Below are 25622 nucleotides of genomic sequence, written 5' to 3'. Positions count from 1 at the left end.
TAAGGTCTTAAACTTTTCTTAAAATTTTTTGAGGCAGAAAATCGAAATTCCCGATGGAGAAATTGAACAGCTCCAGAAAGCAAAAAGGCAAATTCGCCTGAAACGATTCTGCCTTTTATATGATTTACTGAGCTTTTATATAATATACATAATAGTTCTTATTCCACTCAACCGGGGTATTTTTCTTTAACTTTACCGTTTGCCATTGCTCTGTCGGGTTAATGGTTTGTTCCCCGTCAATTCTTATCGGAAGCTTAAGATTTTTTACCGTATTGGTATAGCGGAATTTTAAAGTTTCGTTATCCTGTGAGTATTCCAGGGTCGGAATTTTGGTCGTTCTCAGATACTGATCAAAAATACTTGAAAGATCAATTCCTGCTTTGGTTGAAATATAATCCTCAATCTGTTTGGTGGTAACAGTTTTATGATAGAAATCCTTGTTCATTCCTCTTAAGATCTGTCTGAACTTTTCATCGTTATTGATGACCTGTCTTATCGTGTGGATCATACTGGCTCCCTTAGGATACATATCACCGCTTCCTTCACTTCTTACTCCGTAATGGCCAATGATCGGGATATCATTCATAATCGTGTTATGAAGTCCCTGGGCATAAATATCTGCCGATTTTTTATCCATATATTTTTCAGTGAAAAGAACTTCGGAATACATGGTAAAGCTTTCATGAATCCACATATCTGCCATATCTTTCGCTGTAATATTGTTGGCAAACCATTCATGGCCGCTTTCGTGGATGATGATATAATCCCAGTTCAGGCCAACTCCGGTTCCCGAAAGATCTCTTCCGAGGTATCCGTTCTGATATCCGTTTCCATAGGCCACATTGCTCTGATGCTCCATGCCGAGATACGGAGAGTCTACGAGTTTGTAGGAGTCCTCATAAAAAGGATAAGGTCCGAACCAGTATTCAAACGCTGAGAGCATTGGCTTTACCTGCTGGAACTGTTTTTTTGCTTTTTCAAGATTATAATCGAGTACCCAGTAATCCAGATCGAGCTTTCCTTTTTCACCGTTAAAAGTGTCTTTAAAGTTGACATACTTTCCGATATTCGGAATGATAGAATAGTCATTGATCGGATTTTTCACTTCCCATGTATATATTGTTTTACTGCCCTCGGTTTTTTTATCAATCAGTCTTCCGTTTCCTACTCCTGCAAGTTCATTGGGAGTGATGATCTTCATAATAATACCGTTATCCGGTTCATCGCTCCAGATATCTTTGGTAGGCAGCCAGAGTGACGAGCCTTCTGCCTGATCAGCAACACTCATCCAGGGATTCCCTTTTTCATCCTTGGTGAAGATCCAGCCTCCGTCCCAGGGTGCTTTTTTAGCAATCACAGGGTTTCCGGAGTACGTGACATTCATGGTGTATTTTTCACCTTTTTTAAATTTCTTTTTAGATGTTACGAAAATAAAATCACCATCCTGCTTATAACCGGTAATGGGAAAGCTGCCTTCCACTTGATCTGCTTTCATAGGCTGCTGCAAATCGATCTGGAAAACAGGATTTGTAACATCTTTGGTGATTTCAAAGCTGATCTTATTGTAACCTTTAATACTTTTCTGCTCAAAATCTGGTTCTACAGAAAGGTCGTATTTTTTTACATCCCAAAAGTTCCGGAACTGGGTGTCAGAACCCCTTAAAGTGTCCTGTTTGGTGAAAACTCTGTTTTTTTCAAAGACCTGCCCGAAAGCAAACCCTGAAATAAAGAGAAGAGTGAACGTCAGCTTTTTCATAGTGAATTGCATTAATAATCTTTCAAAAATAGAAAAATTAATACCAACTGAAAGATGTTTTTTTATGATTGATTATTAGAGTTGTTAATAATATTTGATTTTAATGTATTTTCATTTGTAGAATATTGAACTTTTTCTTATTCGGTTAACATTTGTTAATGAAACATATGAAAAATGTAAATATTTTTGAGAAAAGCAACTTTGAAAAGATAACAGGATACGCCTATGAACTCTGAAGCATTACTTTCATTTTTAAAAGAAAACCTGAAGCTGAGTGAAGAAGAAATTGAAATGTCAAAATACCTATGGAAAAAAGTAACCTACGAGAAAGGCTCCTATTTTAACCAGCGTGGAGATATCTGCTTACAGTTGGGTTTTATAGAAAAAGGGATTTTCAGAACCTATTTTATTGATGATCATTCTAAAGAACATATTCTTTTCCTGAGTGGAAAAGGAGAATTGGTTACGGCTTTGAGGAGTATGACCAAAAAGATTCAGTGTACCTATTATATTGAAGCGATTATAGAATCATCCATCTGGGTGATTAATGTAGATGATCTGGAAAATTTATATGAGATTTCCAAAGGATGGGAAAGGGCAGGGCGCATTATTGCCGAAGAATCTTTTTTTGCTCTTTTACACCGGATGGAAACCATTTCTTTTTTATGTGCCCGGGATCGGTATATGCAGTTTCTTAAAGAATTTCCGGATCTACCGTCCCATATTCCACAGTATTATATCGCTTCGTTCCTGGGAATGGAAAATCCTTCGCTTAGCCGCCTGAAACGGGGTATAACAGCGAATGAACAGGATTGATAAAATTAAAAAATATTCAGTAGCTACGAATTGAGGCCTATTCTTCTAAGGCCTAAGAAAAGAGAAGAAACCGCTGAAACACTCCGGCGGAAGGGAGTGTATGAACTAAAAATGACAAAATTATGCAACTTGAAAATTTAAACTCAGACAAATTCAAAACCCTGACAAGACCACAGTTGGGAACCGTGAAAGGTGGTGACAGACGTGCCACTAAAAGCGGAACTTATACGGCTAAGGGGCTTGATGTCCTTAAAGATGGAACTTATACCTATTCTGAAGACCGTCAGGAACTTAATAGTGAAGGACAAACCATGCATATGGAGTACTGTATTGACGGCAGATGGTATACCATACGTGCCTGATGACAAAATGTTCAGTAACAGGCTGAAAAAACTTTTAAAAAGCATCCCAACGTAACAAAGCAGGATGTACTAACTAAAAATATTGAAATCATGAAACTTGAAAATTTAAACTCAGACAAATTCAAAACCTTAACAAGACCACAGCTCGGAACAGTTAAAGGTGGTGAAAGATGTGCAACCAGAGGAGGAAGTTATATTGCTAAAGGTATTGACGGACTTAAAGATGGTACCTATACTTATTCAGAAGACCGTGAGGAATTTAACAGTGAAGGAACTCTTATGCGCAGGGAATATTGTATTGACGGCAGATGGCATATTGTAAGGTTTTAATAAAGAATTGTTCCGTCTTAAAGGGCGGAACATTTTCTGCTTATTCAGGGAAATATGAACATAAAAATTAACTCCATTCAGCAGGATTATTCCACCAATGATGTTCTGGACTGGATCTATTTTGAATATCCATCTGCGGTATGTGATAGAAATGAGGATTTTGAAGTGGAAAGTATGCATATTTCCAATCACACAAATCCTATCAATGATAATTCATATTGGTATAGGAGAGGGTACTTAAAAGATCATGGGTATCATCCGGGATCTATATTGAATCAATATGATAATCAATCAGTCAGAAACATATTCTTAAACGTTTATGATCAATATAATTTTGAAGAAAAAGCCATTCATGAAGCGTATATTGATTGGTATGACCAACTGTTCAAACAGCGGTTAAATAAAAGAAGCGATAATAATATCAATAAATTAAAAGTCCTTCAGAAAGCAAAAGAAGCAGGGCTTCTGATTCCTGAAACACTGGTATCTTCCAATATATCAGTGATAGGAGATTTTTACAGGTCTCATGAGAAAATCATTGTTAAAGATGTCATGCTTGATGATATAAAGATTAATTGGGATGAAGAGTTTGATATATTGGTAAAAGTTCCTCCCACCATTGTTACAGATGCTCATATTCAGCAGTTAAAGGAAATTAGAAGTAATATATCACAAGGGTATATTTTTCTGCAGGAATATATTGAAAAAGAATATGAACTGCGCATTTTTTACCTGGACGACAAACTGTATTCTATGGCTATTTTTTCTCAGGCTAATGAAAGAACCAAAGTAGATTTCAGAAATTATGATACAGAACGGCCAAACCGCTGTGTGCCTTATCTGTTGCCGGGAAAAGAAACCAAAAAAATAAAAAAACTGATGAAAAGCCTGGACATTAACTGTGCTTCCATAGATATGATTTATACAGATAAAAAAGAATATGTTTTTCTGGAAGCCAATCCTGTAGGGCAGTTCCAATGGCTTTCGGATAATTGCAACTATGATATTGAACGAAGCATTGCCCGATTTTTAAACCAATAACAATGAATGAAAAGAGAGAGCAGGTCCGGAGAGATTTCATAAGCTGGGCCGAAGAAAACAGGCATAATCTTCCATTGAATTCCGCTTTCTGGGAGGTCTGGATATTGCGAAAAAAACAGACAGATGATGTTCAGGATAGCTTCTTAGAAGTATTAGGCAGGTATGATGCCAGACTGGAAAGAGGTGTCCCTTTTTACAAACCTTATTCAAAACTGGTGATATGGAATCTGAATGGTTAAAACTGTACAGCAATTGTGTGTTGGTACAAGGAGCATCAAGAGCATCAATATGCGATCTTCAAAGGGGTGAAATTCATCTGATTCCACTGTCTTTAGCTGAATTATTCAATAAAAAAGACTGTTTTAACATCCATAGCATCAGGAAAAAATTAAACCCGGAATCTCAAAAAGTTCTGGATGATTATATTGAATTTCTTGTTGAGCATGAATTGTGTTTTTTCTGCACTTCAAGAGAAATTAACCGCTTTCCCAAAATGCCGGAAGAATGGCTCTTTCCCGCTCATATTTCTCACGCAGTTCTGGATACGTACTCCAATTTTGATTATTTTGATGATTCTTTTCTGGCCCAGCTGGAAAAACTTTGCTGTAACCATCTCCAGTTCCGGTTTTTTAATGAAATATCTACCCAAGAGCTGAAGCTTTTACTCGAAAAAATAAAACCAACCCAGATGAAGTCAATAGAAGTGATACTGCCTGAAAATAAGGAAGAAATACAATTCTATGATACAATAGTTAGCCTGGTGAACACACATAAAAAAATAAGTACTTTAATCATAACCAATGCTGATGATAATAAAGTTTTGCAGGGCGAAATCGAAGGGATGGGAATGATCGTAAAGGTTACAGAAAAAATCAACAGCCCTTTACATTGTGGGTTGATGAGTCCCCAATTATTCAATGTTAATATTCCTACTTACACAGAGTCTATCAATCACAATTCCTGCCTGAACCGAAAGCTTTCCATTGATACTGATGGCAATATCAAAAATTGTCCGGCAATGAAAGCGTCTTTTGGAAATATCAGGAATACAGCTTTAGAAGAAGCTGTCAGTCATTCAGAATTTAAGAGATATTGGAATATCACCAAAGATCAGATCACCAAATGTAAGGATTGTGAATTCCGTCATGTCTGTATCGACTGCAGAGCCTACATAGAAAATCCGGAAGATCAATATTCAGCACCCCTTAAATGCGGCTACGATCCGCAAACCTGTGAATGGGAAGACTGGAGCATCCACCCCCTAAAGCAGAGAGCGATAGACCACTACGGAATGAGAGAAATTATAAAATAAATGAAGACTTGTTTTTAATTTGAATAATTCACTTAAAAATCAAGATTCAAACAAAATATAACATCATACCCGGAGTTAGGACAATAAGCAATAAGCAATAAGCAATAAGCAATAAGCAATAAGCAATAAGCAATAAGCTATTTCTGTACTGCCGGAAGATTCCCGTTAGCCTTCTGAACCCTTTTGTAGGTGATATTACACATCATGATACTGAATTCATAAAGGATCAGCAGTGGGAAAGCAGCCATCAGCATACTTAAAACATCAGCAGGAGTAATAATTGCAGCAACCACCATGATCAAAACGATAGCATGACGACGGTATGTTTTCATGAACATTGGAGTCAGGATGCCGATGCTTGTCAGGAAGTAAATCAGGATCGGGAAGAGGAATATCACCCCCATCCCTATAACAACCTGTAGAAACAGCGTAGTATAATCACTCAGATCATATAACGGAACAATAATATCTGAAATTTTGAAAATAACCCCGAAGTTAACTGCAAATGGAAGAATTAAAAAATAACCGCAAAGTACACCTGTCATAAACAGAATCCACACTGCGTTGATGATATAAATTGAATTTTTTCTTTCTTTAGGATGAAGAGCAGGACTGATGAATCGCCACAATTCCCATACAATATAAGGAAAAGCAGCTACCATTCCTCCGAAAATAGAAACAGCCATCATCACATTGAACTGCTGGTAAAGTCTCTGTACACGAACCGGAAAGTCCTTAGGAAGGTGAATACTGTCTTCTCCTAGGATCATTCTCGAAAAATGGTTCACCACTTTAAACGTAGGAAAATCATTTCTTGTAGGCCCGAAAAAAATATGGTCCATGATCCAGTTGATATTGAAACCGACAGCAAAAGCAGCAATTATAATCGCAATAATCGAGCGGATAAGATGTCCTCTTAATTCTCCAATATGCCCAAGAAAGGACATGTCTTTACCTTCACTCACAGAATATATTTTTTTAAGGCACAAATTTATGAAATATTTGATGAAAAGCCCGACGTTTGAAACTTAAAATTACTGCGGTCTGTACAAACTGAAATCATATCCTCTTTCCTTGACATTCATTGCTGTTAAAAGTTCCTCTGCTGTCCTGTTGATTACCTTCCATCGTTCATCATGATCCACATCAACAGTTGCGAAAAGCCACTCCGATTCTGAAATTTGGGAAGTAACCTCTTTAAAATACAATAATTGGGGTAATAAAGACCTTTCAACCAGCTGATTTCTGAATAAACTTTCCATCTGCTTCTCATGAAAAAGGCTTTTCAGATCATCACCAATATCTCCAAAATACAGATTCTCTTCAATAAGTTTGAACTGTTCGGAATGATAAGTACAGAAGATCAGGCACTTTACTAAAAGATCATAATGCCCATGGCTGTATTGATCATAATAAGCATCGCTTCCGTACTCATCAGCCCCTTCCTTAGGAATATAATGTGGGGCAGATCTTCTTACATCATCCTGATGATCCAGGTATTTTTTAAGAAAATAGGCGAAGACAGCCAGAAGAGAAAAAAAGATCATGATTAGTTTTTTAACAGAATTGCCGAAATTAAGAAATAAAATTAATTTTTCATATAAAAAAGGTCATGCAGAGCGTATCTATGCATGACCTTGTCCGGTTTTTAGATGATAAACCTACATTATTTCCCCAGAATTTCCAGTACTTTTTCTCCAACTGCTCCTCCGGACTGAGGGTTTTGTCCTGTAACCAAACGTCCGTCAGATACTGCAAAAGGAACAAAATCCTGATCTGCTTTTACATAATGGGCACCTCTGCTTTTCAAAACGTCTTCAGTAAGATAAGGCATATGATCAGCCAGTTCCGCGGCAATTTCCTCAGAGTTGGAAAACCCGGTCAGCGTTTTTCCTTTAATAAGAAGCTCTCCGTCTGAAAGTTTAATATTGAACAAACCTACCGCTCCGTGGCAGACAGAAGAAACAATACCTCCGTTTTCATAAATTTTGCTGGCGATTTCCTGAAGTTCGGTATTTTCCGGGAAATCCCAAACTACACCGTGCCCTCCGGAATAATAGATCACACTGTAGTCTTCTGCATTGATATCAGAAGGTTTTAAAGTATCTGCCAGCTTATTTCTAAATGTTTCATCAGCATAATATTTCCAGTCTACAGGCTGTACAAACATCTGCAGAGAAACGGGGTCGAGCGGAGTATAACCTCCTCTAGGGCTTACAAAATCTATTTCATAGCCTTTTTCATGTAGTTTTTCATAAAAATGAACGGCTTCTCCCAGCCATAAGCCGGTAGCTCTGTCCATTTCAGGATACTTTTCTACACTTGTTACTACGATTAATGCTTTCTTTTTCATTGTATTCGGGATTAAATGTTATTTTTTGTATTTGTTTTGATGAGTACAAAGTTTCACATTTTAATACTGGAAAAGAAGGATATTTCTCAAAAAAAAAGTGTGACCTTCATCACACTTTTAAGAATATAATCTGCTTAATGTCTCTCTTGAAACACCCAGGTAGCTTGCAATAAACTGTTTAGGAATATGCTCTGTAAAACCTGGATACTGCCGCACAAAATCTTCATACCGCTCTTTGGCAGGTTTGCTGATCAATGAAAGTATCCTTTGTTGTAAGGCCACATAACCGAAATTAGACTTCACCCTGAAAAAATGTTCCATAGTCGGAAATTTTGAACAGAGGCTGTTTAAATTTTCGTAGGTTATGGCATATACTTCCGTGTCTTCAATACAGTCAACAGCCAATGATGAGTTTTCCTGTTTAAAAAAGGCTGCAAAATCTGAAATCCACCAGTTGGGAGCTGCAAACTGAAGAATGTGCTCTTTTCCGGTACCGTCAATGATGCTGCTTTTCAGAATTCCTTTTTCTATAAGGTAAATTTCGTGAACAGGCTGGTTTTCCTGGATCAGAAACTGCCGTTTCCTGAATTTCTTTTGGGTAAAGAAAGACAGGACTGCTTCAAAATCATCATCGTTCAAATTGATGACTTCCTGAATATGGGCTTTCAGAAACTGGCTCATACAGGCGAAAATTAATTTATTCCTTCATCAAGAAGTTTATGAAGGTCAATAATTCCAAAATATTTTCCGTTTTCCGTTACCACCAGCTGTCCAATATTGTTTTCTTTAAGAACCTTCATCGCTTCCTTAGCCAGAGCATCTTTTTCAATGGTTTTCGGATAGCCGGACATAATATCTTTAGCCAGAGCCTTTGTAATGTCTTCCCCTTTCATCAGCATTCTTCTCAGATCACCGTCTGTAATTACCCCGATAATTTTTTCATCATCCGTAACCACTGTTATTCCGTGGCTTGAAGCACTGATGGATATAATCACATCTCTGATGGATGAATTTTCCGATACCTGCGGCTTCTGGGAAGACAGGAACTGTTCTACTTTTGAAGTCAGGTTTTTTCCGAGACTTCCTCCCGGATGGAACTTAGCAAAGTCATTCGCTTTAAAATCATTCAGTTCCATTAAAGCCACAGCAAGCGCATCTCCCAGTGCCATTTGAATAGTCGTGGAGCTGGTTGGCGCCAGCTTATTAGGGCAGGCTTCCACATCTACATGAGTATTCAGGACAATTTCAGAAAACTCAGCAAGCTTACTGGTTTTATTTCCGGTCATCCCGATAAGGGCGGAAGAATAATCCTTTAGATAAGGAACCAGGTTGGCTATTTCCGGGGAATTTCCAGAGTTGGAAATACACAAAACAACATCCTGTTTCTGGATCACCCCCAGATCTCCGTGGATGGCTTCCGATGCATGAAGGAACTGTGAAGGGGTTCCCGTAGAGTTTAAAGTAGCAACGATCTTGTTGCCGACATGGGCCGACTTTCCGATTCCCACAACAATTAATTTTCCCTTGGCCGAATGAATGATCTCTACGGCTCTGGCAAAATCTTCATCAATCCTGTTTTTTAATTTTTCAAGTTCTGAAATTTCTATCTCTAAAGTGCTTCTAGCAATTGAAATAATGTCGGTTCTTTCCATTTTACGAGTATGAGGTATACAAAAAATCTCTTAAAAAACGTTATATTTTAAAAAGGATATTTAATATAAATTTTATTTTTTATAAATTCGTTCGCTTTTATTTTAAGCAGAATTTTTATAACTTTGAGGTACATGCAAATTTAGCAATAGAAAATTAGATGAGCGCAAAAAAAGCCAATTTATCAGGCGAATTGAAAAAGTATTTTGGGTTTTCTACATTTAAAGGCCAGCAGGAACAGATTATAGAAAACCTATTGAATGGGAAAGATATATTTGTCTTGATGCCGACAGGAGGTGGTAAATCTTTATGTTACCAGCTTCCGGCACTTATTTCCGAAGGCACGGCAATTGTAGTTTCGCCTTTAATAGCGTTGATGAAGAATCAGGTAGATGCAGTAAACGGCCTTTCGTCAGACGATGGGGTTGCCCACGTATTAAATTCATCATTAAATAAGACACAGACCAAACAGGTTTTTGACGATATCAAAAGCGGAAAGACCAAACTTTTGTATGTTGCCCCGGAATCATTAATCAAAGATGATTATTTAGATTTCCTGAAAGATGTGAAGATTTCTTTCTTTGCTATTGATGAGGCGCACTGTATTTCAGAATGGGGACATGATTTCAGACCGGAGTACCGGAATCTGAAACAGATTATTGATAAGATTGCCGACGTACCGGTGATCGCTTTAACGGCTACAGCAACCCCTAAAGTTCAGGATGATATTCAGAAAACTTTGGGAATGACGAATGCGCTGGTCTTTAAAGAAAGCTTCAACCGTCCCAATCTGTATTATGAAGTATGTCCAAAAGTTAATGTTGATAAGGAGATCGTAAAGTTCATCAGCCAGCATAAAGGAAAATCAGGAATTGTTTACTGTCTTAGCCGAAGAAAGGTTGAAGAATTCGCCCAGCTGCTGCAGGTAAACGGAGTTAATGCACTTCCTTATCATGCAGGTCTTGACCAGAAAGTAAGAGTAGCTAATCAGGACAAATTCCTGATGGAAGAAGTAGATGTAATTGTGGCAACCATTGCATTCGGAATGGGGATTGATAAGCCGGATGTACGTTTTGTAATCCACTATGACTTCCCTAAATCACTGGAAAGCTATTACCAGGAGACAGGAAGAGCAGGAAGAGACGGTGGTGAAGGACATTGCCTGGCATTCTACGATCCTAAAGATATAGAGAAGCTTGAAAAATTCCTGGCACAAAAGCCCGTGTCAGAAAGAGAAATAGGACTGCAATTATTAAATGAAGTGGTGGGCTATGCCGAAACTTCAATGAGCCGAAGACAATACATTCTTTATTATTTCGGAGAAAATTTCGATCCTGTAAAAGGTGAAGGAGCCATGATGTGTGACAACTCATCCAATCCTCCCAAATTAAAAGATGCTGCACAAGATCTGAAAAAAGTTCTTGAACTGATTAAAGATACCGGAGAAAAGTTTAAATCTAAAGATCTGATCTCTGTCATCGCAGGAAAAGAAACTGCTGTTACAAAGTCCTATAAACTGGAACAGACTTCTCATTTCGGATTTGGAAAAGAAGAAAAGGATAATTACTGGAAAACTATTTTAAGACAGGCTACCGTTCAGGGGATTCTGCAAAAAGATATCGAAACCTACGGGGTTTTGAAAATGTCTGAAAAGGGCAGAAATATTCTGAGCGGACAGTTGAAAGAACCGTTTTTAATTGCAGAAGACCGGGAATTTGATCTTACCCAGACCAAAGCAGACAGCGATCAGGTACAGTTGCAGGCAAGCGGAGGCCTCGATCAGAATTTGTTCGGACAGTTGAAAGAATTGCGTAAAAAAGTGGCTAAAAAACACGGGATTCCCCCTTATACTGTTTTTATGGATCCAAGTCTGGAAGATATGACGGTTCAGTATCCTATTACGGTGGAGGAGATTGCTAAAATTTATGGAGTAGGAGAAGGAAAAGCCAAAAAATACGGTAAAGAATTCGCAGATTTCATCAAAACTTACGTAGAAGATAACAATATCGAACGTACTCAGGATATGGTCCTGAAGCAGGTAGCCAACAAATCCAGCCATAAAGTATTCATCATTCAGAGCACCGATAAAAAGATTGATCTTGAAGATATTGCAAGAGCCAAAAATCTTTCAATGAATGAATTGCTGAAAGAAATGGAAAGCATTGTCTATCAGGGGACCAAACTGAATATTGATTATTATATAGAAGACAATTTCGATGAAGATATCGTAGAAGGCTTCATGGAATTCATGAACGAATCCGAAAGTGACAGCATGAAAGTGCTTCTGGATGAATTTGGAGATGAACTTTCAGATGAAGAGGTAAGAATGCTGAGAATTAAATTTATAAGCGATGTAGCTAATTGATGAAAATGACAGTTTTTTAGTTTCAGATTGAAAGATCAGAAAAAACTGTAAATTTGCACACAACACTTATGAAAAAAAATAACGGCATTTTCACCGTATCCTTGGATTTTGAACTCTATTGGGGAATCCGGGATAAGAAAACGATTCAGGAATATGGTCAGAATATTGCAGGAGTTTGGGAAGTCGTTCCTAAGCTCCTGAAACTCTACAATCAATACGATATTCATTGTACCTGGGCAGCAGTGGGAGCTATGATGACCGGAGATCATCAGGATTTACAACAATATTGCCCTGTAAATACACCTTCTTACCAGGAAAAAAATCTTTCCCCTTATCACCATTTCATTCCTTCTTCACAGGAAATGGATGGTCTTTATTTATATGGAAAGACATTAGTGGAACTGGTTCAGAAAGCTGAGCATCAGGAAATCGGAAGCCATACTTTTTCACACTATTATTGTTTGGAAGACGGGCAGACTAAAGATCAGTTTGAAGCAGATACCAAAGCTGCTATCGCTGTTTCTTCGGCCAACAAAATTGAAATAAAGTCTTTCATCTTCCCTCGGCATCAGATTAACAACAGCTATTTGGAAGTCCTGAAAAATAATGGGATTTTAATTTACCGTGGCACAGAAAAAGCATGGTATCATTCTCCTGCAAAAGGTTCAGAAGAAGGCCTAATCAAAAGAGCTTTCAGGTATCTGGATTATTTTGTGAAAGTGGGAAGTCATCATACCCAGAAAACTTCTGATCTTCATGAGGCAGGCTTTACAGTCATTCGGGCAAGCCGTTGGTTGAGGCCGTATTCAGAGAAAATAAAATTTCTGGATGGGCTCAAGCTTCGAAGAATAAAACAGCAGATGACCTACGCTGCCAAAAATAACGAAATTTTTCACCTTTGGTTTCATCCGCATGATATTGGAATTCATCAGGATATCAACTTCGGGTATTTGGAAGAAATCTTTCAGCACTATAAAAAATTAAATCAAAAGTATAATTTCCAAAGCAAAAACATGTCTGAAATAGCAGCAGAATATGAAAAAAAATAATAACAGTAAAAAAATAGTCATGCTCACCGGAAATACACGGTCATCGGCAATTATTTATAATGCGTTAGTACAAGATTTTGATATTTCTGCCGTGCTGCAGGAAGAAGCGGTACCTATGAAGCAGATTATGAAAAATCGTGCTAAAAGATTAGGCTGGGTAAATGTGGGTGGACAAATTATGTTTGGTCTTTTATTGCTGCCGTTTATTAAGAAATTTTCGAAAAATCAGACAAAAAAAGTCATTGAAAAACTAAAAATAGACCTGTCTCCGATTCCTGAAACCGTACTTACAAGAACCGACTCAGTAAATTCAAATAAAACACTTCAGCTGCTGCAGGAACTTAAACCAGATTTAGTGATTGTTAACGGCTGTAGAATTATTTCCAAAAAAATTCTGAATAATACCAATTCGGTTTTTATGAATACCCATGAAGGAATTACTCCAAAATACAGAGGTATACACGGCGGATATTGGGCTTTGGCAAATAATGACAGAGAAAACTGCGGGGTTACCGTACATTTGGTAGATCAATCGGTAGATACAGGCGACGTTATTTATCAGGCAAGAGTTTCACCGGAAAAATCAGATAATTTTACAACATATCCGCTATATCAAACCGCAGAGGGCAGTAAGATATTAAAACTTGCCGTTGAGGATTTTTGTAATGATGATCTGAAAACAATGAGCGGAACAAAAGAAAACTTCATTTGGTATCATCCTACCATCTGGCAGTATTTATATTATAGAATTTTCAGAGGCGTGAAATAATGAAAAAAAAAGTTTACTTTCTTTTACCAGGGCTCACTTTTGGAGGAGCAGAGAGAATTATTTTTACCCTGCTCAATCATTTGGATGATGAGAAATATGACTTTACTCTTTTCCTTTTTAAAAATGTAGATTTTCCCACTTCACAGCTTAAACCCAATATCAAAGTACGGGAATTGGGTATAGAAAGAATTAGGTTTTCAATTTTTAAAATTTTACCGATTATTTATAAGGAGAAACCAGATGTTTTCTTTTCCGGTTGGGGCGAAATCTCAGCGTTTATATCCCCGTTTATTCCGTTTTTAAAAAAGACCAAGTTTATCTCCAGAGAAACCAATGTCGTCTCACAGCATGTAACCAAAAAGGAAATAAAAGTTTTTTATAATTTTTATAATAATTTTCAGAGGATCATCGCGCAAAGTGATGATATGAAGAAGGATTTAATAGAAAATTTCAACATTAAGGAAAAGAAGATTGTTAAAATCAATAATCCTGTTGATTTCGATTTTATCAATGCTAAACTGGACATTTCTGTAAAACCTGAAAGCTTTAAAGATGATTATAAAAATGTGGTGGCCATCGGAAATTTATCCTCCAGAAAAGGATTTGATAACCTGTTGAAAGTCTTCTCAAAATTGACCCATGAAAATATCCTGCTCCATATTCTTGGGGACGGAGGCGATAAGGAAATGCTGTACGCGATGAAGGAAAACTTGGGTTTAAAAAACGTTATTTTTCATGGAAAACAGGAAAATCCCTACCAGTTTTTGAAATTTGCGGATCTTTTTATTCTTTCTTCAAGATATGAAGGCTTCCCCAATGTGCTTCTGGAAGCCGGAGCCTGCGGAACCTATTCTTTAGCCAATAACTGTCCGGGAGGAATTAATGAGATCATTCAGAATCAGATCAATGGAGAAATTTCGGATATTGAACATACGGCTGACTTTGCTGAGAAGGTTATAGAGGTATTGCAGAGAACTTATGATAAAGAATCTATTAAAAACTCCATTAGATCAAGATTCTCTAAAAATGTTATTTTGGATCAGTATGAAAAGGTTTTGCAGGAGTTAACGAAGTAATAATCCTATTGCCTTGTGGGCTTTTATTTTCTTAGATTTGGGGTCTGATAAAACAGATATTAATGACAAAAATCCCCCAAATAGGTTGTGCTTGTGAAAAACCTACTTCCAGCTATACTGAATACAGAAGTTCAGAATTAGGTATAGATCATACTGACGGCAGGCATGGAGAAGTAACGATTCAACAGTGTAAGTTATGCCAGAGAATATGGATTCATTATTTTACTGAAAATAAAAATTCTCCCAATTCAGGAAGATGGTACAAAGGAATTGTTTCTAAAAAAGATCGGACACAGATAACGCCGGAAAATGCAGTAGAGCATTTGGAAAATCTTGAATGGTATGTGTATGGAGGCCCGTTTTTTGAAAGTCCGGCGACAATAGGAAAGGGAAAAGTAATGGTAGATTAGCCGGTGCCTTAAGATATTTAAAATTTCCTGATTTCAAAATTGACAAAACTCACTTTGGCGCTTGATAATTTATATGTAAATTTGTGAGAATTAAGAAAGATAATAATAAACAAATTCATAGAATAACATGAGTCAATTCGATGTTACCGTAATAGGTTCTGGTCCCGGTGGTTATGTAGCTGCTATCCGTGCAGCTCAATTAGGTTTCAAAACAGCAATTATTGAAAAATATTCAACTTTAGGCGGAACTTGTCTTAACGTTGGATGTATTCCTTCAAAAGCGCTTCTGGACAGCTCTGAGCATTTCGAGAATGCAAAACACAATTTTGCAGGTCATGGGATCATTATCAATGAACCACAGGCAGATATTGCAAGAATGATTGAGCGTAAAAACGAAGTAATCAAACAAAATACAGACGGAATCAGCTACCTGATGAGCAAAAATAAAATTACTGTTTTTGAAGGCGTAGGAAGCTTCGAATCTGCTACTCAGATCAAGGTTACTAAAAATGACGGTTCTTCTGAAACAATCGAATCTAAATATACCATCATTGCATCAGGATCTAAACCATCTTCTCTACCTTTCATCACACTAGATAAAGAAAGAGTGATTACTTCCACGGAAGCTTTAAACCTTAAAGAAATTCCTAAGCACCTTGTAGTAATCGGAGGAGGAGTAATTGGTCTTGAATTAGGATCTGTATACTTAAGATTGGGAGCTCAGGTAACAGTTGTTGAATTTATGGATAAGATCATTCCTGGAATGGACGGAGCTTTAAGCAAAGAATTGACTAAAGTTCTTAAAAAACAGGGAATGAAGTTTATGCTTTCTACGGCGGTTTCTGCTGTGGAGAGAAACGGAGATACTGTGAAGATCACCGCTAAAGATAAAAAAGGAGAAGAAGTAGTGGTAGAAGGAGATTACTGCCTTGTTTCTGTAGGTAGAAAACCATACACAGACGGACTTGCCCTTGAAAAAGCAGGAGTAGAACTTGATGAAAGAGGAAGAGTAAAAGTAAACGATCATTTACAGACTAACGTTGCCAACATCTATGCGATTGGTGACGTGATCAAAGGAGCAATGCTTGCTCACAAAGCTGAAGAAGAAGGAGTTTTTGTTGCTGAAACATTAGCAGGACAAAAACCTCACATCAACTATAACCTGATTCCTGGTGTGGTTTATACATGGCCTGAGGTTGCCGGAGTTGGTAAAACTGAAGAACAGTTAAAAGAAGAAGGAGTAGCTTACAAAGTAGGTTCATTCCCAATGAGAGCATTAGGTAGAAGCCGTGCAAGTGGTGATATTGATGGTCTTGTGAAGATTATTGCTGACGAGAAAACTGATGAGGTGTTAGGTATGCATATCATTGGAGCAAGAGCTGCTGACCTTATTGCTGAAGGAGTAATTGCTATGGAATTCCGTGCAAGTGCTGAAGACATCGCAAGAAGTTCTCATGCTCACCCAACCTATGCAGAAGCTATTAAAGAAGCAGCATTGGATGCTACGGCAAAAAGACCGATTCATATGTAATTTTAATTGAAAAATTAAAATATTTAAATAATTAAAGAGAAGCAGTTTCTGTTTCTCTTTTTTTTGGCACAGAAATGGAGTGCAGAATAATAAATTTCACCTATGAAAAATATCTTTACAAGTTTAATCATATTCGCAGGACTTAGTTTATCTGCACAGGAAGCAGGAAAAGTTGGCGAACTTTTGAAAAATGAGGCAACATCAACAGAAATGAAGGCTCAGGGAAGTGTCAATACAAAGAACAGATCTTTTGACAATTCAAGGTCTGGCAATATAAATGGCCAGCAAAACAGAATTAAAAGCCCAAATTACCAATGGAACCGGAATTACGGTTATGCAGAAGTTTTCCTGCGAATTCCTGAACAGGGCTATTTTACAGTAGAAGTCGGAGATCAGACTATCTCAAACGGTTCAGGAAAATACCGTTTCTTTGATCTTCAGTCCGGAAGAAATTTTATTTCAGTCTATAATAACGGATTTCTGATCTACAGAACTACTTTGACGCTTAGAAATAACAGCAGAATGGTACTGGATTTCTTTACAAATGAAGGATTATATTTATTGGATTCTTATCCGGTTCAGGGGCAATATGCCTTCAATGATTGGAATGATATCTGGAACAATCCTTACGGAAATCAGCCCGGCAATTGGAATAACTCCGGAAATGTGATGGATAATAATACCTTCCGCCAGTTTGTTGATATGCTTCAGAGAAATGCCAAGTTCGATGACAATAAGATAGCCATGATTAATCAGCAGATGAACAACTCTCTGTTTACCTCTGCACAAATACGGGATTTGATGAAGTTAATCAGCTTCGATAAAAACAGGCTGTCTCTTGCCAAATCTATGTATAGAAACTGTGCAGATAAAAACAAATATTTCCTGGTATACGATGCTTTTGACTTCGAGAACAGCAAAAAAGAGCTCATGGAATATATTTCAAGATCATAATAAGAAAAAGAGAGACCTCATAGGTTTCTCTTTTTTTTAACCTTATCAATATCCTTGTTTTATAGACTTCCTTATTCAATAAAAATGGGCTAAAGCCCATTAAAAAGATAATAATCCAATTGGCTTTAACCCCAATCCATGTTCATTAATAATCACGGGTTTTCTACCTATGTAAAGCCAAAAGCCAACTTTAAAAAATCATAAAGGAATCTGATGGTTTAAAATCTTCAAATTTCCGTACCTTTGTCAGCTAATTTTATCATCAATGCAACTCGGAAAAACCCAGACTTTAAAAATTTCAGAAAAAAATACTTCAGGATGGATCCTCACGGATGAATCAGGAGAAAAAGCTTTTTTGCCAAAGATCTTCATTCAGGACGACAAAGAAACCGGTGAAGAGGTAGAAGTATTTGTTTATCAGGATGACCAGAAATTAAAGGCTACGACTGAAATTCCATTGGCTGAAGTAGGAGAGTTTGCAGTAATGAGCTGTGTACAGAGTCTTCCGAGTGGAGCGTTTATGGATTGGGGGATCATCAAAGATCTTTTTATCCCATACAAGCAGCAGAAATCAAAAATCATCGAAGGGAAAAGATATCTGGTCCATATTTATGTAGATGAAGATTTGGATCTGATCACTGGAACAACAAAGTTCAAAAGAAATCCGCAATATGAGGATCTGCCGTTCAAAAAAGGGGACAAAGTAGACCTTATCATGATGAATGAAAGCGAATTGGGCTGGAATGTAGTCATCAATAAAAAATATATTGGTTTGATATACGCTTCGGATGTATTCAAAAAACTGTATCCGTTGTCTGAGGAAGGGGGGTACATTAAAACGATCCGTGAAGATGGGAAAATTGATGTTTCCCTGCAGCCGGAAGGTTTCGAAAATATTGATGAATTCAGAAAGAAGATTCTTGACAGACTGGAAGAGAATTACGGACTGATCCATCTTTCGGATAAATCCTCACCAGAAGAGATCAAGGAAGAGCTTCAAATGAGCAAAAAGAATTTCAAGAAAGCCATTGGCGGACTGTATAAGGATAAAGTTATTGATATTTCAGAAGACAAAATCCGACTACTATAATTTTTATTCTTTAGACTGATCTGAAAAAATAACATTTAAAATATATTAAGACTGCCCAGTGGGTGGTCTTTTTTATTTGGTCTGATTACCTGTTTTGTTTTTTATAATCAACTTAAGTTTAGGAGTTTGATGTAGATTTGAAGCTGGAAGAGAGAAGTTATGCAGAACATCAATAACATGTGTTTATTTTTAGCTAATTTGATTTTACAATGGTTTTTACTATCTATAACTAAAAGTAACTTCCAGCCTTTTGTTCCTAACTTTCTTAATCTGACTGGTTAAAGTTAGTTAATAATTGAATGTATATAAAATTACAAAAACATGATGCATGTCATAACAATTTTGTTTAATTATTTTGTTTAACAATTTTGTCAAAAACAGAATTTGATTTAAATTTGCACAAAATTGTTTAACAATAATGTCAAATCAAGCAAAAAAGGACCAAACACAGGAATTGATCAAGGAGACCGCGAAGAATTTATTCTTTGTGAAAGGAAAATTTGGCGCAACTACCCAGGAGATTGCAGATGAAGCCGGAGTAAACAGGACGCTTATTAACTACTACTTCCGTTCAAGGGATAATCTGATTCAGATCATCTTTGACGAAGCCCAGAAAGTGGAGCAGGAAAAATCAAAAATCATTCAGACCTCAGATCTTCCTTTTAAGGAAAAAATGAGCAAATTCATAGAAAGCAGTCTTTCTACAAGCCTTCAGTATCCGTATCTGGAAACCTATATTGTTTCCCAGATCAATAAAGGAAATTGTCATCAGAAAGAAATTGAAGAAGATTTTCTGGAGACTTTATACAAGGACATTGAAAAAGAGATGGAGCTTGGAAATATTGAGAAAATGGCTCCCGTACAATTCATTCTCAATATGGTATCGCTTCTCGTTTTTCCGAGTGCCATAAGACCTTTATTCATGGAGAATCTGATGATTAATGATGAAGAATATGATAAGATCATTTCCGAAAGAAAAGAGATTATTATCAATATGTTGTTCAAAAACTAAAAAAATGTTAAAGTATTTTTAAAAGTGATCCGTCCTTTAGAAATATAAACATTGAAAGAGAAAAATCAAATTAAAAAAATAAACGAAGTATAAAATTATGAACAGAAAACGTATAACTGCTAAAAAGCTAAAAATTGGGATAGCTGCAGCATTTATGATTTTCGGTTTTTCATCGGTATCTGCACAGCAGCAGGTTTCTTTGCCAGAAGCAATCAAACAGGCATTGCAGAATAAGGCAGAAGCTAAAAAAGCTGCACTACAGGTGAAAAAAGCCGAATATAAAATTGATGAGGCCAGAGCCGGAGCTCTTCCACAGATCAGTGCTACAGCAGGACTTACCTACAATCCAATTATTCAGGAATCTTTGCTTGAATTTGGTGGCGAAAGAATCAGAGCTCAGTTAGGACAACCATGGAGCTCAAGTGCAGTAGTCCAGCTTCAGCAGGCTTTATTTGACCAGAGAGTTTTTACAGGTCTTAAGGCTGCAAAATCTACCAGAGAATTCTATATTCTGAATGCAGAACTTACCAATGAACAGATCATTGAGAACGTAGCAACCGCCTACTATCAGGTATTTGTTCAGGAAGAAAATCTGAAGACTGTAGAAGCCAGCTACGCCAATACGGAAAGAGTAAGAAACGTGATCAAAAGCTTGGTGGATAATGGTTTAGCTAAATCTATTGACCTTGACCGTACCAACGTACAGCTTACCAACATCGGTTCCAATAAACAGCAGCTGATCAACTCTGTTGAGCTTTCTAAAAATGCTTTGAAATTTTATATGGGAGTTCCGATCGGTACAGATATCGAGCTTGAAGAAAAAACAATTGAGCCGAAACCTGAACTTATTGCAAGCAATGTGAATTTAGAAAACCGTACAGAGCTTAAAGTACTGAATAAGAACAGAGAACTTCTTCAGTTTAACAAAAAAGCAACAGAAGCCTATCTGTATCCTACGGTAAACCTTACTGCAAGCTACGGCTGGGCTGGAATGGGTAAGAAGTTTCCTTTAACCAACGGACTTAATAACGGGGTACTTTGGAGCGATTATTCAGCGATAGGCTTGAATGTTAATATCCCGATCTTCACTGGTGGAGCTACAAAAGCAAAAATTCAGCAGGCAGAAATCGATATTCAGGATATTGATCAGGATATTCAGAAAACACAGCTGAGCTTAGATCTGGATTACAAAAATGCCATTACCAATATGGAAAATGCTATTATCAATATCCAGAGTATGAAAGACAATGTGGAGCTGGCAGAAAGAGTACAGAAAAATACCCAGTCTAACTATCAGTACGGATTGGCAACCCTTACAGAAGTATTGGATTCTGAAAACGCTTTAACACAGGCAAAACAGAACTACTCCAACGCATTATTAGACTATAAGCAGGCTGAGATCAAACTGATTAAAGCTAAAGGCGAACTCAACACATTACAAAACTTATAATAAACTAAAATGAAAAAAACTTTAATATATATCATCGTAGCGGCAGTGCTGGTAGGTCTTGCAGCTTACAAGATTGCAGGAAACAAAGAAAAACAGACCCAGGAAGTAAAGGAGGTTGCTAAGCAGGTCGATAAGATCAATGTGAATGTGGTAACTGTTGCAAGAGAAAATATTGATACAGATTATTCAGCTAACGGAACATTCATTCCTAAACAGGAAATGAACCAGTCTTCAGAGATCTCAGGACGTATCGTAAGTGTTTTGGTAAAAGAAGGTTCTAGAGTAGGAGCTGGTCAGGTTTTGGCAACCATAAAGAAAGATGCCATCGAAGTTGACGTTACCCAGGCTCAAAATAACCTTCAGAATGCAATTATTGATAACCAACGTTATGAAAATGCCTATAAAACAGGAGGAGTTACCAAGCAGCAACTGGATAATTCAAGACTACAGCTGAAAAATATGCAGGCTGCGGTAAGAGCACAGAGTGTAAAAGTAAATGATACAAGCATTCGTGCAGGGATCAGTGGTACCATCAACAAAAAAATGGTTGAGCCGGGAACTGTGGTTTCTCCAGGAACAGCAATGTTTGAGATCGTTAACATCAACAGTCTGAAATTATCTGTTTTGGTGGATGAAAGCCAGATCGGGAAAATCCAGCTAGGTCAGGAAGTTCCTATTAAAGTGAATGTATTACCGGAAGATTCTTTTGTAGGTAGGATCACATTCATTGCTCCGAAAAGTGATGCTTCCCTTAATTTCCCGGTTGAAATTGAAGTTCAGAACAGAGGAAACCTGAAGGCGGGGATGTATGCAACTGCTACCTTTAAAACCAATAACGGTGCCGAAACACAGAATATGATCACTGTACCTGCAGAAGCTTTCGTAAACGGAGTAAGCTCAGGACAGCTGTTCATCGTTCAGAACGGTACAGCTAAGATGATCAAAGTAACGATTGGTAAGGTATATGGAGACAAAGTTCAGATATTAAGTGGTCTGAATGGAGGAGAACAGGTAATTACCAGCGGACAGATCAATCTTGATAACGGATCCAAAATCAATATCGTAAAGTAGAAGAAAGATGAAGTTAGCAGAAATATCCATTAAAAGGCCTTCCCTGGTTATCGTATTATTTACGATATTAACTCTGGGTGGTATTTTGAGTTACTCCATGATGGGGTACGAATTGATTCCGAAGTTTGAAACCAATATGGTAACCATTTCTACGGTATATCCGGGAGCTTCACCTGCAGAGGTGGAAACCTCCGTAACCCGAAAGATTGAAGATGCTGTGGGGTCTTTGGAAAACGTGAAGAAAGTAGAATCTTCTTCTTATGAAAGTTTATCCGTAATCATGGTTCAGCTGAATGACGGAGCGGATGTAGATTATGCCCTGAATGATGCCCAGAGAAAAGTAAACGCTATCCTGGCAGACCTTCCGGATGATGTAGATGCACCGTCTCTGAATAAATTCTCCCTGGATGATCTCCCGATCATTACAATGAGTATTTCATCAGATAAACTGAACAGTAAAGATCTTTATGACCTTTTAGATAAAAAGATTGAACCCATCTTCTCTCGTGTAAACGGTGTAGCACAGGTTGACCTTGTAGGTGGACAGGAAAGAGAAATCCAGGTAAATCTGGATGAGAAAAAACTGCAGGGATACGGACTTTCAATCGGAGACGTACAACAGGCGATTCTTTCCTCAAACCTTGACTTCCCGACGGGAAGCTTGAAAACGAGAACCACAAAATCTACAATTAGATTATCCGGAAAATATAAGTCGATTGCGGAAATGAACAACCTTGTGGTTTCCAATAAAAATGGAGCTCAGGTACGTTTATCTGATATTGCTACAGTTTTCGATGCTCAGAAAGATGTTGAGAAAGTAGCGAGATTTAACCAGTTTCCAACCATCTTAATGCAGGTAAAAAAGCAGTCTGATGCCAATGCGGTTGCCGTATCTGAAAGTGTTCAGAAAACCATTCAAACGGTAGAAAATGCTTATAAAGTTCAGGGAATAAAAGTAAAAGTGGTGAACGATACCACAGACTTTACCCTTGAATCTGCCAACCACGTTATTTTCGACTTGTTCCTGGCAATTATCCTCGTGGCGATCGTGATGTTATTATTCCTTCACAGTATCAGAAACGCGTTTATTGTAATGGTTTCCATCCCGGCTTCGTTGGTGGCAGCGTTCATCGGAATGAATCTGATGGGCTACACGCTGAACTTAATGAGCTTACTGGGACTTTCGCTTGTGGTAGGTATCCTTGTGGATGACGCGATCGTAGTACTTGAGAACATTTATCGTCACATGGAGATGGGGAAAAGCAAAATCAGAGCAGCCTATGACGGAGCTTCGGAAATCGGGTTTACCGTAGCAGCGATTACCTTGGTAATTGTGGTGGTATTCTTACCGATTGCGATGAGTTCAGGTCTTGTAGCAAATATCCTTGCCCAGTTCTGCGTCACGGTAGTTATTGCCACTTTATTATCGTTATTGGCTTCATTTACGATCATTCCGTGGCTATCATCAAGATTCGGTAAGCTTGAACATTTAACAGGTAAAAACTGGTTTGAGAAATTCATCCTTTGGTTTGAAGGTTTAATTGAAAAATTCACGCACTGGATCACAGATATCCTTGAATGGTGCTTGAAAACAACATTAAGAAGAATTTCAACCGTAATTATTACATTCGTTGTCCTGATCAGTTCATTTATGCTGGTAGCATTCGGATTCATCGGAGGTGAATTCTTCCCGCCGATTGACCGTGGCCAGTTCCTTGTTCAGATGGAATTATCGAAAGATGCAACAGTAGAAAAAACCAACCAGCTGACATTAGATGTTGAGAAGTTTTTAAGAAATGATAAAGATGTTGTAGACCTTATTACAACGGTAGGTCAGCAGTCAACAGGTTTTGGTGGGGCTCAGGCAACAACGTACCAGTCTGAAGTTCAGGTAAACTTAACAGATAAGTCTGAACGTTCTGAAAGTACCAACATTAAAGCGGCAAAAGTAAAAAGAGCACTGGAAGAGAAATTCACAGGAGTTGAATTCAAAACAGCGCCAATCGGTATCATGGGAGCTGAAAATGCACCGATCGAAATGGTGGTAACCGCTCCGGACAACGCAACAGCAGTAAAAGAAGCGACAAGAATCTTGGAATTACTGAAAAAAGTTCCGGGAGCAGTAGATGCTGAATTATCAACGGATACAGGTAATCCGGAAGTTCAGGTGAACATCGATAGAGATAAAATGGCTTCTTTAGGCTTAAATCTTTCAAGTGTAGGACAAACGATGCAGACCGCATTCAACGGAAATACTGATGGGAAATTCAGAGCCGGAGAATATGAATATGATATTAATATCCGTTTTGGAGATGCCAACAGACAATCCATTGATGATGTTAAAAACTTAATGTTCACCAACCCTCAGGGGCAGCAGGTTCGTTTAAGCCAGTTTGCTGAAGTGAAAATGGGTTCAGGACCAAGTTTGCTTGAACGTAGAGATAAATCACCTTCTGTAAAAGTAAGGGCTAAAGCAGTAGGTAGACCTGTAGGTGACGTAGCCAATGAATGGGCAGCCAAGTTCATGGATAGTAAAGACAAACCAGTAGGAGTTGATTACATCTGGAGTGGTGATATGGAAAACCAGCAGGAAGGTTTCGGTACATTAGGTATTGCATTATTAGCAGCGATCGTATTGGTGTACCTAGTAATGGTTTCTCTATATGACAGCTTTGTGTATCCATTCGTGGTATTGTTCTCCATTCCGTTGGCGATGATCGGAGTAATGGTAATCCTTGCCCTGACAGCCAACTCATTGAACATCTTTACGATGCTGGGAATGATCATGTTGATTGGTCTTGTTGCGAAAAATGCGATTCTGATCGTCGACTTTACGAATGCCAGAAAAGCAGCAGGTGCTAATACACATGACGCTCTGATTCAGGCCAACCACGCACGTCTTCGTCCGATTTTGATGACAACGATTGCGATGATCTTCGGTATGCTTCCGATTGCATTGGCAACAGGAGCCGGAGCAGAGATGAACAAAGGTCTTGCATGGGTAGTTATCGGTGGTTTGACATCGTCTCTATTCCTTACCCTGATCATTGTTCCGGTAGTATACTCTCTGTTTGATTCCATCCTGAGAAGAATGGGTAAACATGAAAAAGTAGACTATGAAGCTGAAATGAAAGCTGAATACGATCACAGAGAACTAAGTGAAGATGGATTTACTCCAAAACATTTAGACTAAAATAATAACCTTTAATTAGCCAAAAGCGTCTC

24 protein-coding genes are annotated in these 25622 nt (G+C 37.8%); 18 read left to right on the top strand and 6 right to left on the bottom strand.

The window, feature by feature from the left end:
• Window positions 1-124: 124 nt before the first annotated feature.
• Window positions 125-1756, bottom strand: a complete 1632-nt coding sequence (locus FW768_RS04525; protein ID WP_153392974.1) for a M1 family metallopeptidase — start codon at window positions 1754-1756, stop codon at window positions 125-127.
• A 225-nt stretch (window positions 1757-1981) separates the two neighbouring features.
• Between FW768_RS04525 and FW768_RS04520 the strand changes: the two genes are divergently transcribed.
• From FW768_RS04520 to gwsS, 6 genes are all read left to right on the top strand, one after another.
• Entirely contained in the window at window positions 1982-2572 is a 591-nt protein-coding gene (locus tag FW768_RS04520; RefSeq protein ID WP_153392972.1) for a Crp/Fnr family transcriptional regulator, read from the top strand.
• A 122-nt stretch (window positions 2573-2694) separates the two neighbouring features.
• Window positions 2695-2934, top strand: coding sequence for a hypothetical protein (locus tag FW768_RS04515; protein WP_153392969.1), 240 nt, complete (start codon window positions 2695-2697; stop codon window positions 2932-2934).
• A 90-nt stretch (window positions 2935-3024) separates the two neighbouring features.
• Entirely contained in the window at window positions 3025-3264 is a 240-nt protein-coding gene (locus FW768_RS04510; protein ID WP_153392966.1) for a hypothetical protein, read from the top strand.
• Window positions 3265-3318: 54 nt separating this feature from the next.
• Window positions 3319-4305, top strand: coding sequence for an ATP-grasp domain-containing protein (locus FW768_RS04505; protein ID WP_153392963.1), 987 nt, complete (start codon window positions 3319-3321; stop codon window positions 4303-4305).
• 2 nt (window positions 4306-4307) lie between these two features.
• Window positions 4308-4544, top strand: coding sequence for a hypothetical protein (locus FW768_RS04500; protein WP_153392960.1), 237 nt, complete (start codon window positions 4308-4310; stop codon window positions 4542-4544).
• Window positions 4526-5617: a grasp-with-spasm system SPASM domain peptide maturase gene (gene gwsS, locus FW768_RS04495; RefSeq protein WP_153392957.1), complete on the top strand. Its 1092-nt coding sequence runs from the start codon at window positions 4526-4528 to the stop codon at window positions 5615-5617. Before FW768_RS04500 ends, gwsS begins: the two co-directional genes overlap by 19 nt.
• 137 nt (window positions 5618-5754) lie before the next feature.
• On the opposite strand, the gene tatC is transcribed toward gwsS, so the two are convergent.
• The 5 genes from tatC to FW768_RS04470 form a co-directional block, all read right to left on the bottom strand.
• On the bottom strand, window positions 5755-6582 hold the full coding sequence (tatC, locus tag FW768_RS04490) for a twin-arginine translocase subunit TatC (RefSeq protein ID WP_185151935.1): 828 nt from the start codon (window positions 6580-6582) through the stop codon (window positions 5755-5757).
• 69 nt (window positions 6583-6651) lie between these two features.
• Complete coding sequence (locus FW768_RS04485; protein ID WP_153392954.1) at window positions 6652-7164, bottom strand: hypothetical protein; 513 nt, start codon at window positions 7162-7164, stop codon at window positions 6652-6654.
• Window positions 7165-7283: 119 nt separating this feature from the next.
• Window positions 7284-7970: a type 1 glutamine amidotransferase domain-containing protein gene (locus tag FW768_RS04480; RefSeq protein ID WP_153392952.1), complete on the bottom strand. Its 687-nt coding sequence runs from the start codon at window positions 7968-7970 to the stop codon at window positions 7284-7286.
• A 117-nt stretch (window positions 7971-8087) separates the two neighbouring features.
• Window positions 8088-8651, bottom strand: a complete 564-nt coding sequence (locus FW768_RS04475) for a Crp/Fnr family transcriptional regulator (protein WP_153392950.1) — start codon at window positions 8649-8651, stop codon at window positions 8088-8090.
• An 11-nt stretch (window positions 8652-8662) separates the two neighbouring features.
• A complete protein-coding gene (locus FW768_RS04470; protein ID WP_153392947.1) occupies window positions 8663-9622 on the bottom strand; it encodes a KpsF/GutQ family sugar-phosphate isomerase in 960 nt (319 codons plus the stop codon).
• A gap of 158 nt (window positions 9623-9780) precedes the next feature.
• Here FW768_RS04470 and recQ point away from each other — a divergent pair, with 158 nt between their 5' ends.
• From recQ to FW768_RS04410, 12 genes are all read left to right on the top strand, one after another.
• Entirely contained in the window at window positions 9781-11985 is a 2205-nt protein-coding gene (gene recQ / locus FW768_RS04465; protein ID WP_153392945.1) for a DNA helicase RecQ, read from the top strand.
• A 68-nt stretch (window positions 11986-12053) separates the two neighbouring features.
• The gene (locus tag FW768_RS04460) at window positions 12054-13034 is read left to right on the top strand and encodes a polysaccharide deacetylase family protein (RefSeq protein ID WP_153392942.1); all 981 of its coding nucleotides are present in this window, start codon (window positions 12054-12056) and stop codon (window positions 13032-13034) included.
• Window positions 13021-13803: a formyl transferase gene (locus tag FW768_RS04455; protein WP_153392939.1), complete on the top strand. Its 783-nt coding sequence runs from the start codon at window positions 13021-13023 to the stop codon at window positions 13801-13803. The genes FW768_RS04460 and FW768_RS04455 overlap by 14 nt, the downstream gene beginning before the upstream one ends.
• Window positions 13800-14879, top strand: coding sequence for a glycosyltransferase (locus FW768_RS04450; RefSeq protein WP_153392936.1), 1080 nt, complete (start codon window positions 13800-13802; stop codon window positions 14877-14879). Before FW768_RS04455 ends, FW768_RS04450 begins: the two co-directional genes overlap by 4 nt.
• 62 nt (window positions 14880-14941) lie before the next feature.
• Window positions 14942-15289 (top strand): hypothetical protein, encoded by a 348-nt coding sequence (locus FW768_RS04445; protein WP_153392933.1) that lies wholly within the window; start codon window positions 14942-14944, stop codon window positions 15287-15289.
• A 127-nt stretch (window positions 15290-15416) separates the two neighbouring features.
• Entirely contained in the window at window positions 15417-16820 is a 1404-nt protein-coding gene (gene lpdA / locus FW768_RS04440; RefSeq protein ID WP_153392930.1) for a dihydrolipoyl dehydrogenase, read from the top strand.
• Window positions 16821-16922: 102 nt separating this feature from the next.
• Window positions 16923-17774, top strand: a complete 852-nt coding sequence (locus tag FW768_RS04435) for a DUF4476 domain-containing protein (RefSeq protein ID WP_153392927.1) — start codon at window positions 16923-16925, stop codon at window positions 17772-17774.
• A 265-nt stretch (window positions 17775-18039) separates the two neighbouring features.
• The gene (locus FW768_RS04430) at window positions 18040-18864 is read left to right on the top strand and encodes a CvfB family protein (protein WP_153392924.1); all 825 of its coding nucleotides are present in this window, start codon (window positions 18040-18042) and stop codon (window positions 18862-18864) included.
• Between the two features lie 418 nt (window positions 18865-19282).
• Window positions 19283-19876 carry a TetR/AcrR family transcriptional regulator gene (locus FW768_RS04425; protein ID WP_153392921.1) on the top strand — a complete coding sequence of 198 codons (594 nt, stop codon included), beginning with the start codon at window positions 19283-19285 and terminating at the stop codon, window positions 19874-19876.
• Between the two features lie 97 nt (window positions 19877-19973).
• Window positions 19974-21326, top strand: coding sequence for a TolC family protein (locus tag FW768_RS04420; protein ID WP_153392918.1), 1353 nt, complete (start codon window positions 19974-19976; stop codon window positions 21324-21326).
• 9 nt (window positions 21327-21335) lie between these two features.
• Complete coding sequence (locus FW768_RS04415) at window positions 21336-22397, top strand: efflux RND transporter periplasmic adaptor subunit (protein ID WP_153392914.1); 1062 nt, start codon at window positions 21336-21338, stop codon at window positions 22395-22397.
• A 7-nt stretch (window positions 22398-22404) separates the two neighbouring features.
• A complete protein-coding gene (locus tag FW768_RS04410) occupies window positions 22405-25590 on the top strand; it encodes an efflux RND transporter permease subunit (protein WP_153392911.1) in 3186 nt (1061 codons plus the stop codon).
• Window positions 25591-25622 lie beyond the last annotated feature (32 nt).

Origin of the sequence: Chryseobacterium vaccae, assembly GCF_009602705.1 — a bacterium.
In the GTDB taxonomy this organism is placed as follows: Bacteria; Bacteroidota; Bacteroidia; order Flavobacteriales; family Weeksellaceae; genus Chryseobacterium; species Chryseobacterium vaccae.
Note: the sequence above shows the minus strand (reverse complement) of the source record. Positions and strands in the feature narration are given on the sequence as shown.

Excerpts from the sequence above, each read along its gene's own strand:
- FW768_RS04470 (WP_153392947.1), bottom strand. The coding sequence starts at position 9,622 with ATGGAAAGAACCGACATTATTTCAATTGCTAGAAGCACTTTAGAGATA.
- FW768_RS04415 (WP_153392914.1), top strand. The coding sequence starts at position 21,336 with ATGAAAAAAACTTTAATATATATCATCGTAGCGGCAGTGCTGGTAGGT.
- FW768_RS04525 (WP_153392974.1), bottom strand. The coding sequence starts at position 1,756 with ATGAAAAAGCTGACGTTCACTCTTCTCTTTATTTCAGGGTTTGCTTTC.
- FW768_RS04510 (WP_153392966.1), top strand. The coding sequence starts at position 3,025 with ATGAAACTTGAAAATTTAAACTCAGACAAATTCAAAACCTTAACAAGA.
- FW768_RS04410 (WP_153392911.1), top strand. The coding sequence starts at position 22,405 with ATGAAGTTAGCAGAAATATCCATTAAAAGGCCTTCCCTGGTTATCGTA.
- recQ (WP_153392945.1), top strand. The coding sequence starts at position 9,781 with ATGAGCGCAAAAAAAGCCAATTTATCAGGCGAATTGAAAAAGTATTTT.
- FW768_RS04505 (WP_153392963.1), top strand. The coding sequence starts at position 3,319 with ATGAACATAAAAATTAACTCCATTCAGCAGGATTATTCCACCAATGAT.
- FW768_RS04455 (WP_153392939.1), top strand. The coding sequence starts at position 13,021 with ATGAAAAAAAATAATAACAGTAAAAAAATAGTCATGCTCACCGGAAAT.
- FW768_RS04520 (WP_153392972.1), top strand. The coding sequence starts at position 1,982 with ATGAACTCTGAAGCATTACTTTCATTTTTAAAAGAAAACCTGAAGCTG.
- FW768_RS04435 (WP_153392927.1), top strand. The coding sequence starts at position 16,923 with ATGAAAAATATCTTTACAAGTTTAATCATATTCGCAGGACTTAGTTTA.
- FW768_RS04425 (WP_153392921.1), top strand. The coding sequence starts at position 19,283 with ATGTCAAATCAAGCAAAAAAGGACCAAACACAGGAATTGATCAAGGAG.
- gwsS (WP_153392957.1), top strand. The coding sequence starts at position 4,526 with ATGGAATCTGAATGGTTAAAACTGTACAGCAATTGTGTGTTGGTACAA.
- FW768_RS04485 (WP_153392954.1), bottom strand. The coding sequence starts at position 7,164 with ATGATCTTTTTTTCTCTTCTGGCTGTCTTCGCCTATTTTCTTAAAAAA.
- FW768_RS04445 (WP_153392933.1), top strand. The coding sequence starts at position 14,942 with ATGACAAAAATCCCCCAAATAGGTTGTGCTTGTGAAAAACCTACTTCC.
- FW768_RS04420 (WP_153392918.1), top strand. The coding sequence starts at position 19,974 with ATGAACAGAAAACGTATAACTGCTAAAAAGCTAAAAATTGGGATAGCT.
- FW768_RS04515 (WP_153392969.1), top strand. The coding sequence starts at position 2,695 with ATGCAACTTGAAAATTTAAACTCAGACAAATTCAAAACCCTGACAAGA.
- lpdA (WP_153392930.1), top strand. The coding sequence starts at position 15,417 with ATGAGTCAATTCGATGTTACCGTAATAGGTTCTGGTCCCGGTGGTTAT.
- FW768_RS04460 (WP_153392942.1), top strand. The coding sequence starts at position 12,054 with ATGAAAAAAAATAACGGCATTTTCACCGTATCCTTGGATTTTGAACTC.
- FW768_RS04475 (WP_153392950.1), bottom strand. The coding sequence starts at position 8,651 with ATGAGCCAGTTTCTGAAAGCCCATATTCAGGAAGTCATCAATTTGAAC.
- FW768_RS04430 (WP_153392924.1), top strand. The coding sequence starts at position 18,040 with ATGCAACTCGGAAAAACCCAGACTTTAAAAATTTCAGAAAAAAATACT.
- FW768_RS04500 (WP_153392960.1), top strand. The coding sequence starts at position 4,308 with ATGAATGAAAAGAGAGAGCAGGTCCGGAGAGATTTCATAAGCTGGGCC.
- FW768_RS04480 (WP_153392952.1), bottom strand. The coding sequence starts at position 7,970 with ATGAAAAAGAAAGCATTAATCGTAGTAACAAGTGTAGAAAAGTATCCT.